Origin of the sequence: Burkholderia sp. 9775_39 (assembly GCF_015712225.1) — a bacterium.
GTDB classification, from domain to species: domain Bacteria; phylum Pseudomonadota; class Gammaproteobacteria; order Burkholderiales; family Burkholderiaceae; genus Burkholderia; species Burkholderia cenocepacia.
On record NZ_JACCQC010000031.1, the window covers coordinates 1 to 12,419 of the forward strand.

General features: G+C 66.8%; 15 protein-coding genes. 4 read left to right on the top strand and 11 right to left on the bottom strand.

The features are described 5' to 3' along the window. The 4 genes from H0X90_RS29815 to H0X90_RS35865 form a co-directional block, all read right to left on the bottom strand. Nucleotides 1–326: aminotransferase class III-fold pyridoxal phosphate-dependent enzyme (locus tag H0X90_RS29815; RefSeq protein WP_196438318.1), on the bottom strand; the 326-nt coding region annotated here is incomplete at its 3' end. A gap of 34 nt (nucleotides 327–360) precedes the next feature. After that, nucleotides 361–1,698, bottom strand: a complete 1,338-nt coding sequence (locus H0X90_RS29820) for a glutamine synthetase family protein (RefSeq protein ID WP_006485614.1) — start codon at nucleotides 1,696–1,698, stop codon at nucleotides 361–363. Nucleotides 1,699–1,726: 28 nt separating this feature from the next. Beyond that, nucleotides 1,727–2,512: a gamma-glutamyl-gamma-aminobutyrate hydrolase family protein gene (locus H0X90_RS29825; RefSeq protein WP_012492361.1), complete on the bottom strand. Its 786-nt coding sequence runs from the start codon at nucleotides 2,510–2,512 to the stop codon at nucleotides 1,727–1,729. A 283-nt stretch (nucleotides 2,513–2,795) separates the two neighbouring features. Then, nucleotides 2,796–2,978: a hypothetical protein gene (locus H0X90_RS35865; protein WP_006488040.1), complete on the bottom strand. Its 183-nt coding sequence runs from the start codon at nucleotides 2,976–2,978 to the stop codon at nucleotides 2,796–2,798. Nucleotides 2,979–3,433: 455 nt separating this feature from the next. On the opposite strand from H0X90_RS35865, the gene H0X90_RS29830 reads away from it, so the two are divergent. Together H0X90_RS29830 and H0X90_RS29835 are read left to right on the top strand one after the other, a co-directional pair. After that, nucleotides 3,434–3,985, top strand: a complete 552-nt coding sequence (locus H0X90_RS29830; protein WP_077189602.1) for a cupin domain-containing protein — start codon at nucleotides 3,434–3,436, stop codon at nucleotides 3,983–3,985. Between the two features lie 88 nt (nucleotides 3,986–4,073). Next, complete coding sequence (locus H0X90_RS29835) at nucleotides 4,074–5,564, top strand: aldehyde dehydrogenase (protein WP_006488053.1); 1,491 nt, start codon at nucleotides 4,074–4,076, stop codon at nucleotides 5,562–5,564. Between the two features lie 58 nt (nucleotides 5,565–5,622). Here H0X90_RS29835 and H0X90_RS29840 read toward each other — a convergent pair whose 3' ends face one another. Continuing rightward, the gene (locus tag H0X90_RS29840; protein ID WP_006477591.1) at nucleotides 5,623–5,823 is read right to left on the bottom strand and encodes a heavy-metal-associated domain-containing protein; all 201 of its coding nucleotides are present in this window, start codon (nucleotides 5,821–5,823) and stop codon (nucleotides 5,623–5,625) included. A 330-nt stretch (nucleotides 5,824–6,153) separates the two neighbouring features. On the opposite strand from H0X90_RS29840, the gene H0X90_RS29845 reads away from it, so the two are divergent. Then, nucleotides 6,154–6,486: a cupredoxin domain-containing protein gene (locus H0X90_RS29845; protein WP_048984829.1), complete on the top strand. Its 333-nt coding sequence runs from the start codon at nucleotides 6,154–6,156 to the stop codon at nucleotides 6,484–6,486. 12 nt (nucleotides 6,487–6,498) lie between these two features. Continuing rightward, nucleotides 6,499–7,335: an FTR1 family protein gene (locus H0X90_RS29850; protein WP_077189591.1), complete on the top strand. Its 837-nt coding sequence runs from the start codon at nucleotides 6,499–6,501 to the stop codon at nucleotides 7,333–7,335. Nucleotides 7,336–7,460: 125 nt separating this feature from the next. On the opposite strand, the gene H0X90_RS29855 is transcribed toward H0X90_RS29850, so the two are convergent. From H0X90_RS29855 to glmU, 6 genes are all read right to left on the bottom strand, one after another. Continuing rightward, nucleotides 7,461–7,679: a hypothetical protein gene (locus H0X90_RS29855; protein WP_006477594.1), complete on the bottom strand. Its 219-nt coding sequence runs from the start codon at nucleotides 7,677–7,679 to the stop codon at nucleotides 7,461–7,463. Then, nucleotides 7,679–8,179, bottom strand: a complete 501-nt coding sequence (locus H0X90_RS29860) for a hypothetical protein (RefSeq protein ID WP_077189590.1) — start codon at nucleotides 8,177–8,179, stop codon at nucleotides 7,679–7,681. The genes H0X90_RS29855 and H0X90_RS29860 overlap by 1 nt, the downstream gene beginning before the upstream one ends. A 70-nt stretch (nucleotides 8,180–8,249) precedes the next feature. Next, nucleotides 8,250–8,570 (bottom strand): DNA-binding transcriptional regulator, encoded by a 321-nt coding sequence (locus tag H0X90_RS29865; protein ID WP_006477596.1) that lies wholly within the window; start codon nucleotides 8,568–8,570, stop codon nucleotides 8,250–8,252. After that, entirely contained in the window at nucleotides 8,563–8,928 is a 366-nt protein-coding gene (locus H0X90_RS29870) for a type II toxin-antitoxin system RelE/ParE family toxin (protein ID WP_077189589.1), read from the bottom strand. Before H0X90_RS29870 ends, H0X90_RS29865 begins: the two co-directional genes overlap by 8 nt. A 130-nt stretch (nucleotides 8,929–9,058) precedes the next feature. Next, nucleotides 9,059–10,876, bottom strand: coding sequence for a glutamine--fructose-6-phosphate transaminase (isomerizing) (glmS, locus tag H0X90_RS29875; protein ID WP_059721724.1), 1,818 nt, complete (start codon nucleotides 10,874–10,876; stop codon nucleotides 9,059–9,061). Nucleotides 10,877–10,929: 53 nt separating this feature from the next. Next, complete coding sequence (glmU, locus tag H0X90_RS29880) at nucleotides 10,930–12,291, bottom strand: bifunctional UDP-N-acetylglucosamine diphosphorylase/glucosamine-1-phosphate N-acetyltransferase GlmU (RefSeq protein WP_048984835.1); 1,362 nt, start codon at nucleotides 12,289–12,291, stop codon at nucleotides 10,930–10,932. Nucleotides 12,292–12,419 lie beyond the last annotated feature (128 nt).

A 12,419-nucleotide genomic window follows, 5' to 3' on the forward strand; every position in this document is an offset into this window, starting at 1 on the left:
TTGTAGAACGGCAGTTCCTGGATCTGGCGATACGCGGCGTCGGCGAGTTCCTTGCGGCCGTAGCCGACGTTCACGCACCACAGGCCGGCCATCCCGTCGATCACCTTGTTGCCGTCCGAGTCCCACAAGTAGACGCCGTCGGCCTTCACGATCACGCGGCTGCCGGCACGATTGAGCGCGCCCATGTCCGAGAACGGATGGATGTGGTGCGCGGCGTCGAGCGCGCGGTATTCGGCGGTCGAGCGTGCCTGCGTCGCGCGCGGCGCGGCGGCCGTGGCGGTCGGTGCGGCCGGCTGGATCCAGGCAGATTCGTTGCGGTAAGTCATGTTTCCTCCGTGATTCCGTATGCGGTTGGCACGCTTACACGTGCAGCAGCAGATGGCGGCGTTCCCACGAGCTGATCACGCGGAAGAACGCTTCGTATTCGGTTTCCTTCAGCGCGAAATACGCCTTCAGGAACTTGTGCCCGAGGATCTCGCCGAGCGGCTCGCACGCGGCCATCAGCGTCAGCCCTTCCTCGAGGTTGCGCGGCAGCTGGTACGGCAGGCTGTAGCCGTCGCTCACCAGCGGCTCGGTCGGCTCCAGGCGCTGCGTCATGCCGAGATAGCCGGCCGCGAGCGTCGCCGCGAGCGCGAGGTACGGATTGCAGTCGACACCGGGGATGCGGTTTTCGATGCGGCGCGCGGCCGGACCCGAATGCGGAATGCGGAACCCCACCGTGCGGTTGTCGTAGCCCCACTGCACGTTGATCGGCGCGGCCATGAAGCGCGACAGGCGGCGGTACGAGTTGATGTACGGCGCGAAGATCGGCATCAGCGCCGGCGTGTACTTCTGCAGCCCCGCGAGGTAGTTGTAGAACATCGACGTCGCGCCGCCGGTTTCCTGCGACGTGAACAGGTTCTGGCCCGTTTCCTCGTCGACGATGCTCTGGTGCACGTGCATCGCCGAGCCCGGTTCGTCTTCCATCGGCTTGGCCATGAACGTCGCGTACATGTTGTGGCGCAGCGCGGCCTCGCGCACCGTGCGCTTGAACAGGAACACCTGGTCGGCCAGCGACAGCGCGTCGCCGTGCATGAAGTTGATCTCCATCTGCGCGGCGCCGACTTCGTGGATCAGCGTGTCGATGTCGAGGTTCTGCGATTCGCAGTACTCGTAGATGTCCTCGAACAGCGGATCGAACTCGTTGACGGCCTCGATCGAGTACGACTGGCGGCCCGTTTCGGGGCGGCCCGTGCGGCCGACCGGCGGACGCAGCGGCAGGTCGGGGTCCTTGTTCATGTCGACCAGGTAGAACTCGAGTTCCGGCGCGACGACCGGCTTCCAGCCCTTCGCCTTGTACAGGTCGAGCACGCGGCGCAGCACGTAGCGCGGCGAGATCTCGACCGGCGAGCCGTCGAAGTGCACGCAGTCGTGGATCACCTGCGCGGTCGGGTCGACGGCCCACGGAATCAGGCGGATCGTCGATGTGTCGGGCACGCACACCATGTCGGGGTCGGTCACGCCGGTCAGCGAGCCGTCTTCCGGATATTCGCCGGTGACGGTCTGCACCATCACGGCTTGCGGCAGGCGCATCGATTCGCCGGACGTGAACTTGTTGCGCGGCGTGATCTTGCCGCGCGCGATGCCGGCCATGTCGGGAATGATCGCTTCGATCTCGGTGATCCGATGCTGCTTCAGAAAGTCTTCGATGTCTTGCATGTCTGTTCTCGTTGTCTGGTGGGCGCGCTCAGGCGAGCGCGGCGGCGGCCGTGGCGCGCGTGCGGGCGGCGCGGCGCGCGCGGCACGCGTCGCCGAACGCGCGGAAGATCGCGCTCGACAGCGGGTCCTGCGCATGTCGCCATTCCGGATGCCACTGCACGGCGAGCGCGAACGCCGGTGCGTCGACGACGCTCACGGCCTCGATCAGGCCATCCGGCGCGACGGCCTCGACCGCGAGACCGGAGCCGAGTTGCGCGACGCCCTGCTTGTGCAGCGAGTTCACCTGCACTTCGTCGCGGCCGCCGGCGAGCGCATGCAGCTGGCCGCCGGGCGTCAGGCGCACGACGTGCGCGGGGCCGTATTGCGTATCCATCGGCGCGTCGTCGTCCTCGCGGTGGTCGGCGAAGCCGGGCACGTCGTGCACGCGCTGATGCAGCGTGCCGCCGCACACGACGTTCAGCTCCTGGAAGCCGCGGCACACGGCGAGCACGGGCACGCCCGCGACGATGGCCGCGCGCAGCAGCGGCAGCGTCGTCGCGTCGCGCGCCGGGTCGTGCTTCGTGCCCGGTGCGCTCGGTTCGCCGCCATACAGATGCGGCTCGACGTTCGAGTAGCTGCCGGTAAACAGCAGCCCGTCGACCGCGTCGAGCACGTCGGCGGTCGACTGGCGCTCGCCGAGGGCGGGCAGCACCATCGCGAGCGCCTGCGCGCCGTCGACGATCGCGGCGACGTATTTGTCGCCGACCGTATGCGACGCGTGGGCGCCGATCTGGGTGAGGTCGGCGGTGATGCCGACGAGAGGTTTCCTTTCCATGACGTCAATCAGTAATCCGTAGGGACGTGACGTGCATCGAGCCGGATGCGGCAAAACGCAGGCGCGACACGACCCCGCAGCCGGGCGCGAGGCGCACGGCCGCTGGTGAATGGGCGCAACGGGATGGCGTGGCGATCCGCGCTGCGCGCGACGATCAGGCCGTCGTTCGTTTCCTCGCGATACGCGACGCGGCAACGTATGCGCGAACGCGTTCCGTCACCGCACGGAAGATGCGGTTGGCGAATCGGCACATGAAACGAACGACGTGAAGAAAGGAGAGGCGCTACGGCAGCAGCGACGCCACTTCGTCGGTATCGACGGCGACGAATGCGCGTGCGGAAACGGCGTTGTGACGCCGAACGGAACGACGGGACAGGATGGTGTAGATCGACAGGTGAAGCAGGCGAGGACTATGCCAGCCGCAACTGCCGTCGGAAGCGGGAACGGCGCTGCGCAAACTTCGCACATCGCCTCGATCCCACCTCACCAGAGGGCCACGGACTCTCACGATTACACTCGACTGGTTTGTTGAAAGTATTGAACACCTGATCGTTTCGACGCACGGGGCGTTTAAAATAATCGAGGCGCCGGTCCTGCGTCATTTACATTGACGGGCATCAATTGTTGCGTTGCGATAACGCTTTTCGATGCCTATGAAAGCCTGATGACGCCGACCTGAGAGCCAGCATATACGAGCCAATAACGGCGTCAAATGTTTTTTAATGGTCCTGCATCAGGGCTTTCCCGAGCAGTGCGAACAAAAGATTCGCAAAAGGAATAATCGGCATGCCGTTCATTATTTCGAACGGCTTTCAGGGTTTTCCCCGCTGATGTGCGGCATAAAGTGATTAGAATATTCAACGGCTGTCCCATGCGTCGTTTCACTTTGTCATCGCACTTATCGTGTCCGAAACCGAATCGATGTCCACCGAAGTCGCCGAGCGCCTGCGTTTCGTGCGCAACAAGCATGGCCTGTCGCAGCGCGAGCTCGCGAAACGCGCCGGCGTCACCAACGGCACGATCTCGCTGATCGAACAGGGCCGCGTGAGCCCGTCGGTCGGCTCGCTGAAGAAACTGCTCGAATGCATCCCGATGAGTCTCGCGGCGTTCTTCACGTTCGAGCTCGTCGAATCGCGCGCGGTCGTGTCGCGCCGCGACGAGATGCCGAACCTCGGCAACGAGTCGCTCGCGTTTCAGCTCGTCGGCGCGAACGTGAAGGATCGCAACATGTGCATCCTGCGCGAGACCTACCAGCCGCTGGCCGACACGGGGCCCGAGATGCTGGTGCACGCGGGACACGAGGGCGGCGTCGTCGTGTCGGGCCGGCTCGAGTTGACCGTCGACGGCGCGACGTGGCTGCTCGACCCCGGAGACGGCTACTACTTCGAAAGCCGTTTGCCGCATCGTTTTCGCAATCCCAGCGCGGAACTGATCTGCGAGGTCGTGTCGGCCAATTCGCCGGCGACCTTCTGACCGCGCGTCACCGCATTCGCTGCAGGCCGGCCGCATGCCTCGCGCGCGGCGCGCCGCATCGCGAATGCCACAACATTGAGGCATCCTGATGAACAAGTTGACTTTGGCTGACTGGCAACACAAGGCGGCGTCGCTCGAGATCGAAGGGCGCGCATTCATCGATGGCGCGTCGCGCGACGCACATGGCGGCAGGACGTTCGACTGCGTGAGCCCAATCGACGGCCGCGTGCTGGCGAAGGTCGCCGATTGCGGCGAAGCGGACGTGAACGCGGCCGTCGCGGCAGCCCGCCGCGCATTCGACGCAGGCGTATGGGCCGGCCTGAACCCGCGCGCACGCAAGGCCGTGCTGCTGCGCTGGGCCGCGCTGATGCGCGAGCATCTCGACGAACTGTCGCTGCTCGAGACGCTCGACGCGGGCAAGCCGATCGGCGACACGACGACGGTCGACGTGCCGGGCGCCGCGTACTGCGTCGAATGGTTCGCCGAGGCGATCGACAAGGTCGGCGGCGAGGTCGCGCCGGCCGATCATCATCTCGTCGGCCTCGTCACGCGCGAGCCGGTCGGCGTGGTGGCCGCCGTCGTGCCGTGGAACTTCCCGATCCTGATGGCCGCATGGAAATTCGGCCCCGCGCTCGCGGCCGGCAACAGCGTCGTGCTGAAACCGTCGGAGAAGTCGCCGCTGACCGCGATCCGCGTCGCGCAGCTCGCGTTCGAAGCCGGCATCCCGGCCGGCGTATTCAACGTCGTGCCGGGCGCGGGCGAACCGGGCAAGCTGCTCGCGTTGCATCGCGACGTCGACTGCATCGCGTTCACGGGCTCGACGGCGGTCGGCAAGCTGATCATGCAGTATGCGGCGCAGTCGAACCTGAAGCGCGCGTGGCTCGAACTCGGCGGCAAGTCACCGAACATCGTGCTGCCCGACTGTCCCGATCTCGACCGCGCGGCGCAGACGGCGGCCGGCGCGATCTTCTACAACATGGGCGAGATGTGCACGGCCGGCTCGCGGCTGCTCGTGCATCGCGACATCAAGGACGCGTTCATCGAGAAGCTCGTCGCGGCCGCCCGCGCATACGTGCCCGGCAATCCGCTCGATCCGTCGGTGTCGATGGGCGCGATCGTCGACGGCATCCAGCTCGAACGCGTGCTCGGCTATATCGAAGCGGGGCGCGGCGAGGGCAGGCTCGTCACGGGCGGTGCGCGCGTGAACGCGGAAACGGGCGGCTTCTATGTCGAGCCGACGGTGTTCGAGGTGAAGCCCGACGCGAAGATCGCGCGCGAGGAAATCTTCGGGCCCGTGCTGTCGGTGATCGTGTTCGACGACGTCGACGAGGCCGTGCGGATCGCGAACGACACCGAATACGGGCTGGCCGCGGCCGTGTGGACGTCGAACCTGACGACCGCGCACGACGTGTCGCGCCGGCTGCGGGCGGGCACCGTGTGGGTGAACTGCTATGACGAGGGCGGCGACATGAACTTCCCGTTCGGCGGCTACAAGCAGTCGGGCAACGGCCGCGACAAGTCGCTGCACGCGCTCGAGAAGTACACCGAACTGAAGTCGACGCTGATCCGGCTGCGCTGACGCGCGGCCGGGCGCGGGCGTGTCGCCGTCCGGCGACGCGCCCAGCCTTCGGTGCGCGTTACGCGGTGCGCAGCGCGGGATGGAAGCCGGCGGCTTCGATGATCGACTGCACGCGCTCGGCGCCTTGCGCCGAGTCGACCTTGACGATCTTCGCCGCGACGTCGATGTCGAGCTTCGCGGCGGGGTCGGCGGCCGTCACCGCGCGCGTGATTGCGTTGGCGCAGCCGCCGCAGGTCATGTCCTGGACTTCGAATTCCATCGTGTTCTCCCGGATGGATGGTTGACGAATACGTGCAGCATGAAGCTTGCCATGGTGGGAAGGTCAAGCGCCGCACGCAACGAGGTGTACGGCATCAGCCATTTGTAATGCTGAAGTCTGACGAATCGCGATTCGTGTGCGCGCGTCAGTCCGAATTTTTCCCGATTGACGGCCATCCATTGTCGACGAAATCTGGCGGAGCCTTGCGCGGCAACGGGCGTGTCACGTCGATCGCGTACGATCTCCATGTTCGGAGTAAGGGTACTCCGAGGTGAAAATGCGAATCGATCTTAGTATCGATTCCCTTCGATATTTCCGTTCATTACGCACATGACCCGTTTCGCTATCGGTTTCGCACTGGCCCTGCTGGGCGCCTTGGCCACGTCCGCCTTCGCGGCCGACGACGTCGTCAACCTGACGCTGAAGGACCACAAGTTTTCGCCCGATGGCGTGACGATCCCCGCCGGCAAGAAAGTGAAATTCGTCGTGAAGAACCTCGACGCGACGCCGGCGGAATTCGAGAGCGACGACTTCAAGGCGGAGAAGGTCGTGCCGGCCGGCAAGTCGGTCGAGATCCTGGTCGGGCCGCTGAAGGCCGGGACCTACGAGTTCCACGACGAGTATCACGAAGCGCAGTCGAAGACGCACCTGACCGTCAAGTAAGCCGATACCGACATGCTGTCTACTGCCCTGATCGTCTTTCGTGAAGTGCTCGAGGCCGCGCTGGTGGTCTCGATCGTGATGGCTGCCACGAAGGGCGTGCCGCGGCGCGGCTGGTGGGTGGGCGGCGGGCTGGTCGGCGGCGTGGTCGGCGCCGGCCTGATCGCGGCGTTCGCCGACGTGATCTCGCAATGGGCGTCCGGCATGGGCCAGGAAGTCTTCAACGCGGGCGTGATGTTCGTCGCGACGCTGATGCTCGCGTGGCACTGCATCTGGATGAGCCGGCACGGTCGCGAAATGGCGCTGCACATGGGCGAGGTCGGCCGCGCGGTCGCGGCCGGCAGCCGGCCGCTGACGGGGCTCGCGATCGTGGTCGGCGTCGCGGTGCTGCGCGAGGGCTCCGAGGCCGTGCTGTTCCTGTACGGGATCGCCGCGGGCGATCCGGGCCAGACGCCGCAGATGATCGCCGGCGGGCTGCTCGGCGTGCTCGGCGGTGCGGGGCTCGGCTATGCGATATACGCGGGCCTGCTGCAGATTCCGTTGAAGCGCCTGTTCTCCGTCACCAACGGGCTGATCGTGCTGCTCGCCGCGGGCATGGCGAGCCAGTGCGTCGGCTTCCTGCTGGCGGCCGGGCTCGTGCCGTCGTGGGGCGATGCGGTCTGGGACACGTCGTGGCTGCTCAAGGAAACGAGCATCGTCGGCAAGGCGCTGCATACGCTGATCGGCTATACCGCGCGCCCGGCGGGGATCCAGATCGCCGCGTACGTCGCGACGCTGGTGGCGATCCTCGTGCTGGCACGGTTCGTCGGCCGGCCGCAGGAGACGGTGAGGCCGCCGCGCGCCGCGGCGTGAGTGTTTCCGGGTTTCCCGGTTCGAATGAAACAAGGGGCGTCATGGACGCCCCTTGTTCATGTGCGGTGCGCGATGCACCTGCGCGGCCTTGCTGACGGCGGCCGCGGATGCGCGCGTTGCGTGCGTCAGCTGTGGTTGTCGATCCACGCGCGCGCCCATTCGAGCCCGGCATCGCGCGCATCGTCTTCGGTGTCGAACACGCCGAGCACGCCCGACGCCTCGACGAGCCGATTGTTCTGCGTGATCGTGCCGCTTGCCGCGAAGCGCTCGGGCTGCATGATCTCGTCCTGCTGCAGGATCGCGTGGCCCCAGATCTGGTAGCCGTGGTAGGTCTGCGCTTCCATTATCGAGTCACCTCCGCCGCGCGGCCGTGCGTGCCGACCTGCAGCACGTTGCCGTCCGGCGTGTATTGACGCGGGATGTTGGAGAAGGTGGGCGCGTGCGTCGCATCCGGTGCGGCGGGCTGCATCACCGTGAGACGCCCGGGTGCCGGCTGCGCAACCGGGCGCGGCGCGGCCGGCGTGTCGGTCGCGGCGGCGGCCGGGCGGTGCGGGCCGGCCTTCACGGCCTGCGCGACGCGGCGCTTGTGCGGTTTCGCCGCGGCTTTCGGCGTGGCGGCGCTCGCGTGCTTCTCCGCGCTCTTGCCGGTGCGTGCGTCGGCGCTTGTGTGGGCGGCCGGCATACGGGCATCCGGCATACGGGCATCCGGCGTACGGGCATCCGGCGTACGGGCAGCAGGCTGCCGCGCCTCGGGCGGGTTCCAGACCTCGACATAGTGCTCGGCGGCCCAGCCCGTCGACGCGAACGTCAGCGCCAGCAATCCGCATCCAAACAGTCTTACCATTGTCTCTCCGTCATATTCGTTGCGGCGCGCGTCCGGCCGGGGCCGTGCCTCTGCACTCGGGGAAGCCGGCTCAGGAGAACACCTCGAGCCCGTGTTTCTCGACGATCTGGAGCATGCGCGCGGCGATGCCGCTGGGCCGCTTGTCGCCCTGTTCCCATTGGCGGATCGTCGAGGTCGTCGTGTTCAGGTAGAGCGCGAACACGCTCTGGCTGACGTTGACGGACTTGCGAATGCGGGCGATCGCTTCCGGATCGAACTGCGGGGCGGCTTCGATGCAGAGATCGTCGTATTCCCGCATCGTCTTCTTGTCGATCAGTTGCGCACGATAAAGGCCGGACGCGGCGCTGTGGATCGCCTCCGTTGCGTCGCTCTTGAATCGACTCTTAGCCATTGCACATCTCCACCCACTCTTTCAGGGTAACCAGCGTCGTGATGTCGCTGTCGGTGTGTCGGCCGACATCCGCGGCGAGCTTTCTGAAGGCGCGCAGTTCGCGTGCGTCGATGTTCTCGCGGTCGCATTTCGCGAACAGGAACACGAACACCCACGTGTGCCCGACCTTGCCCAGCACGATCCCGCGCTGCCGATTGCCGCCGAGGCGCTTCTTCCACACGTTGCCGCCGAGATCGACGCCCTGGCCGCGGGCCAGATCCCGCACCGCGCGGCAGAGTTCGTCATCGGCGATTCCCGCTTTCCCGGCTGCCGTGTGAAACCACTTCGTCTTGAACACGCGTCGTACGGAGGCAGACATGTCGAGCCGGTCGAGTTAGCACAGGATTATATACCACTACGTGGTACATATTTCGACCTGGCCGAATGGCCGACCTCGCATCCGCATACGGTCGGGACGGCCCGGCGAGGGGCCATCCCGACGTCCGGCCTTACTCCACCGTCACCGATTTCGCGAGGTTGCGCGGCTTGTCGACGTCGGTGCCGCGTGCACACGCGGTGTGATACGCGAGCAGCTGCAGCGGCACGACGTGCAGGATCGGCGACAGTTGGCCGTAGTGCTCCGGCATCCGGATCACGTGCAGGCCGTCGTCGTTGACGATCTGCGTATCGGCATCGGCGAACACGTACAGCTCGCCGCCGCGCGCGCGCACTTCCTGCATGTTCGACTTCAGCTTCTCGAGCAGCGTGTCGTTCGGCGCAACCGTGACGACCGGCATCGCTTCCGTGACGAGCGCGAGCGGCCCATGCTTCAGTTCACCGGCCGGATAGGCCTCGGCGTGGATGTACGAGATTTCCTTCAGCTTCAGCGCGCCTTCGAGCGCGATCGGGTAGTGCAGCCCGCGGCCGAGGAACAGCGCGTTTTCCTTGCGTGCGAATTCCTCCGACCACGCGATGATCTGCGGCTCGAGCACGAGCACGCTGTTCAGCGCGGCCGGCAGGTGGCGCAGCTCCTTCAGGAATTGCGCTTCCTGCGCGGCGTCGACGTGCCCGCGCAGCTTGCCGAGCGTCGCGGCCAGCACGAACAGCGCGACGAGCTGCGTCGTGAACGCCTTCGTCGACGCGACGCCGATCTCGGTGCCCGCGTGCGTGAGGAACTGCATTTCGGTCAGGCGCACCATCGCGCTCGTCGCGACGTTGCACACCGCGAGCGTATGCGTGTGGCCGAGCGACTGCGCATGCTTGAGCGCCGCGAGCGTATCGGCCGTCTCGCCCGACTGCGAGATCACGAGCACGAGCTGGCGCGGGTTCGGCACCGACTCGCGGTAGCGGTATTCGCTGGCGATCTCGACCTGGGTCGGGATCTTCGCGATCGATTCGAGCCAGTATTTCGCGGTGAGGCCCGAGTAGTAGCTCGTGCCGCACGCGAGGATCAGCAGGCTGTCGATCTCCGCGAACGCGGCGGGGGCCGCATCGCCGAACAGCGTCGCGTCGAAGGCGTCCGTCTGCGGCACGGTGTCGCCGATCGCGCGCGGCTGCTCGAAGATTTCCTTCTGCATGAAGTGGCGATAGGGTCCAAGCTCGACCGCGCCGCCGTACGCGCTGACGACGCGGATTTCGCGCTGCACGGTGGCGCCGTGACGGTCGACGATCGTCACGCCGTCGAGCGACAGCTCGCACACGTCGCCTTCCTCGAGGAACGTGAAGCGGTCGGTGCTGCCGGCGAGCGCGAGCGCATCGGATGCGAGGAAGTTCTCGCCGTCGCCGTGACCGACGACGAGCGGCGAACCCTGGCGCGCGCCGACGACGGTGTGCGGCTGGTCCTTGTGGATCACGGCGATCGCGTAGGCACCGTGCAGCTGCTGCACGGCCTCGCGCACCGCGTCGAACAGGTTGCCGCGATACAGGCTGTGCACGAGGTGCGCGATCACTTCGGTGTCGGTCTGCGACACGAATTCGTAGCCCTTCGCGCGCAGCGTTTCGCGCAGCGGCTCGAAGTTCTCGATGATGCCGTTGTGCACGAGCGCGAGCGCGTTCGACGAGAAGATCGGGTGCGCGTTGTGCGTGACGGGCGCGCCGTGCGTGGCCCAGCGCGTGTGCGCGACTCCCGTCGTGCCTTCGAGGTGCGTCTCGCGCACCTGCGTGTCGAGATCGGCGACGCGTGCGACGCTGCGCGCGCGCTTCGGGGCGCCCGGCTCGAGCACGGCGACGCCGCACGAGTCGTAGCCGCGGTATTCGAGGCGCCGCAGACCTTCGATCAGCACCGGAACGATATTACGTTGCGCAACTGCGCCGACAATGCCGCACATGAATGGTCAATCCTGTAAGTCGACGCGGGCGCCGCGGGGCGCCCGCAAAAGGTTCAGCTCTTCTTCTTGACCGGCCGGACGTAGCCGCTCTTCGCGGTCTGCGTCTTCTCGTTCAACGCGAGGACGCCTTCGGCCACGTCCTTCCAGATCGTCGTGCCGGCGGCGATCGTCACGCCGCGGCCGACCCGCACGGGGGCAACCAGCTGCGTGTCGGAGCCGACGAACACGTCGTCCTCGATCACGGTGCGGAACTTGTTCGCGCCGTCGTAGTTGCAGGTGATCGTGCCAGCGCCGATGTTCACGCGCGCGCCGATGTCGGCGTCGCCGATGTACGTGAGGTGGTTCGCTTTCGAACCGTGACCGATCACCGCGTTCTTCACCTCGACGAAGTTGCCGACGTGCGCTTCGTCCGCGAGCTGCGCGCCGGGGCGCAGCCGCGCGTACGGGCCGATCACGGTGTTCGCGCCGAGCGCGGCGCCGTCGATGTGCGTGAACGCGTCGATGCGCGTGCCGGCGCCGACCGACGCATTGCGGATCACGCAGTTCGCGCCGATCGTCACGTTGTCATCGAGCGTCACGTTGCCTTCGAACACGCAGTTCACGTCGATCGACACGTCGCGCCCGCAGCGCAGCGTGCCGCGCACGTCGATGCGCGCCGGATCGGCGAGCGTGACGCCGTCGACGAGCAGCGCGTCCGCCACGTTGCGCTGGTGAATGCGTTCGAGCTCCGCGAGTTGCGCCTTGCTGTTCACGCCGAGCGTTTCCCATTCCTCGTCGGGCTGCGACGTGACGACCTCGAAGCCGGCCTCGATCGCGAGTTCGACGACGTCGGTCAGGTAGTACTCGCCCTGCGCGTTTTCGTTCTTCAGCGCGCCGAGCCACATCGACAGCTGCGCCGTCGGCGTGACGATGATGCCGGTGTTGATCTCGGCGATCTTCAGCTCTTCCGGCGACGCATCCTTCTGCTCGACGATGCGCGTGACGAAGCCGGACGCGTCGCGCACGATGCGGCCGTAGCCGGTCGGGTCGTCGAGCGTGACGGTCAGGATCCCGTAGCGGCCCTCGCGTGCGGCATCGACGAGACGCTGCAGCGTCGACGCGCGCGTGAGCGGCACGTCGCCGTACAGCACGAGCGTCGGTTGCGCGGGATCGAGCAGCGGCAGCGCCTGGCGGACCGCATGGCCGGTGCCGAGCTGCTCGGCCTGCACCGCGAACTGGACGTCGGGCGCGGCGACCGCGGCCTGGACCTGCTCGGCGCCGTGGCCGACGACGACGACGAGCCGGGACGGCTGCAGTGTGCGCGCGGTGTCGATGACGTGGGAGAGGAGCGGCCTGCCGGCCAGGGGGTGAAGCACTTTCGGCAGCGCGGAACGCATGCGCTTGCCGGTGCCTGCCGCCAAAATCACGATATTCATGGCGCCAGCTTGTCAGAGGAGTTCGAAGCCGTCCATTTTAGCATGCGGCCCCTGCCGTTCCGGGGCTGCCGCGGCGGGCGCGCGACGCCGGAAAGGGCGGCCGGCGCCCGGTTCCGGCGGGTGTTCCG

Excerpts from the sequence above, each read along its gene's own strand:
- H0X90_RS29820 (WP_006485614.1), bottom strand. The coding sequence starts at position 1,698 with ATGCAAGACATCGAAGACTTTCTGAAGCAGCATCGGATCACCGAGATC.
- H0X90_RS29825 (WP_012492361.1), bottom strand. The coding sequence starts at position 2,512 with ATGGAAAGGAAACCTCTCGTCGGCATCACCGCCGACCTCACCCAGATC.
- H0X90_RS29830 (WP_077189602.1), top strand. The coding sequence starts at position 3,434 with ATGTCCACCGAAGTCGCCGAGCGCCTGCGTTTCGTGCGCAACAAGCAT.
- H0X90_RS29835 (WP_006488053.1), top strand. The coding sequence starts at position 4,074 with ATGAACAAGTTGACTTTGGCTGACTGGCAACACAAGGCGGCGTCGCTC.
- H0X90_RS29840 (WP_006477591.1), bottom strand. The coding sequence starts at position 5,823 with ATGGAATTCGAAGTCCAGGACATGACCTGCGGCGGCTGCGCCAACGCA.
- H0X90_RS29845 (WP_048984829.1), top strand. The coding sequence starts at position 6,154 with ATGACCCGTTTCGCTATCGGTTTCGCACTGGCCCTGCTGGGCGCCTTG.
- H0X90_RS29850 (WP_077189591.1), top strand. The coding sequence starts at position 6,499 with ATGCTGTCTACTGCCCTGATCGTCTTTCGTGAAGTGCTCGAGGCCGCG.
- H0X90_RS29855 (WP_006477594.1), bottom strand. The coding sequence starts at position 7,679 with ATGGAAGCGCAGACCTACCACGGCTACCAGATCTGGGGCCACGCGATC.
- H0X90_RS29860 (WP_077189590.1), bottom strand. The coding sequence starts at position 8,179 with ATGGTAAGACTGTTTGGATGCGGATTGCTGGCGCTGACGTTCGCGTCG.
- H0X90_RS29865 (WP_006477596.1), bottom strand. The coding sequence starts at position 8,570 with ATGGCTAAGAGTCGATTCAAGAGCGACGCAACGGAGGCGATCCACAGC.
- H0X90_RS29870 (WP_077189589.1), bottom strand. The coding sequence starts at position 8,928 with ATGTCTGCCTCCGTACGACGCGTGTTCAAGACGAAGTGGTTTCACACG.
- glmS (WP_059721724.1), bottom strand. The coding sequence starts at position 10,876 with ATGTGCGGCATTGTCGGCGCAGTTGCGCAACGTAATATCGTTCCGGTG.
- glmU (WP_048984835.1), bottom strand. The coding sequence starts at position 12,291 with ATGAATATCGTGATTTTGGCGGCAGGCACCGGCAAGCGCATGCGTTCC.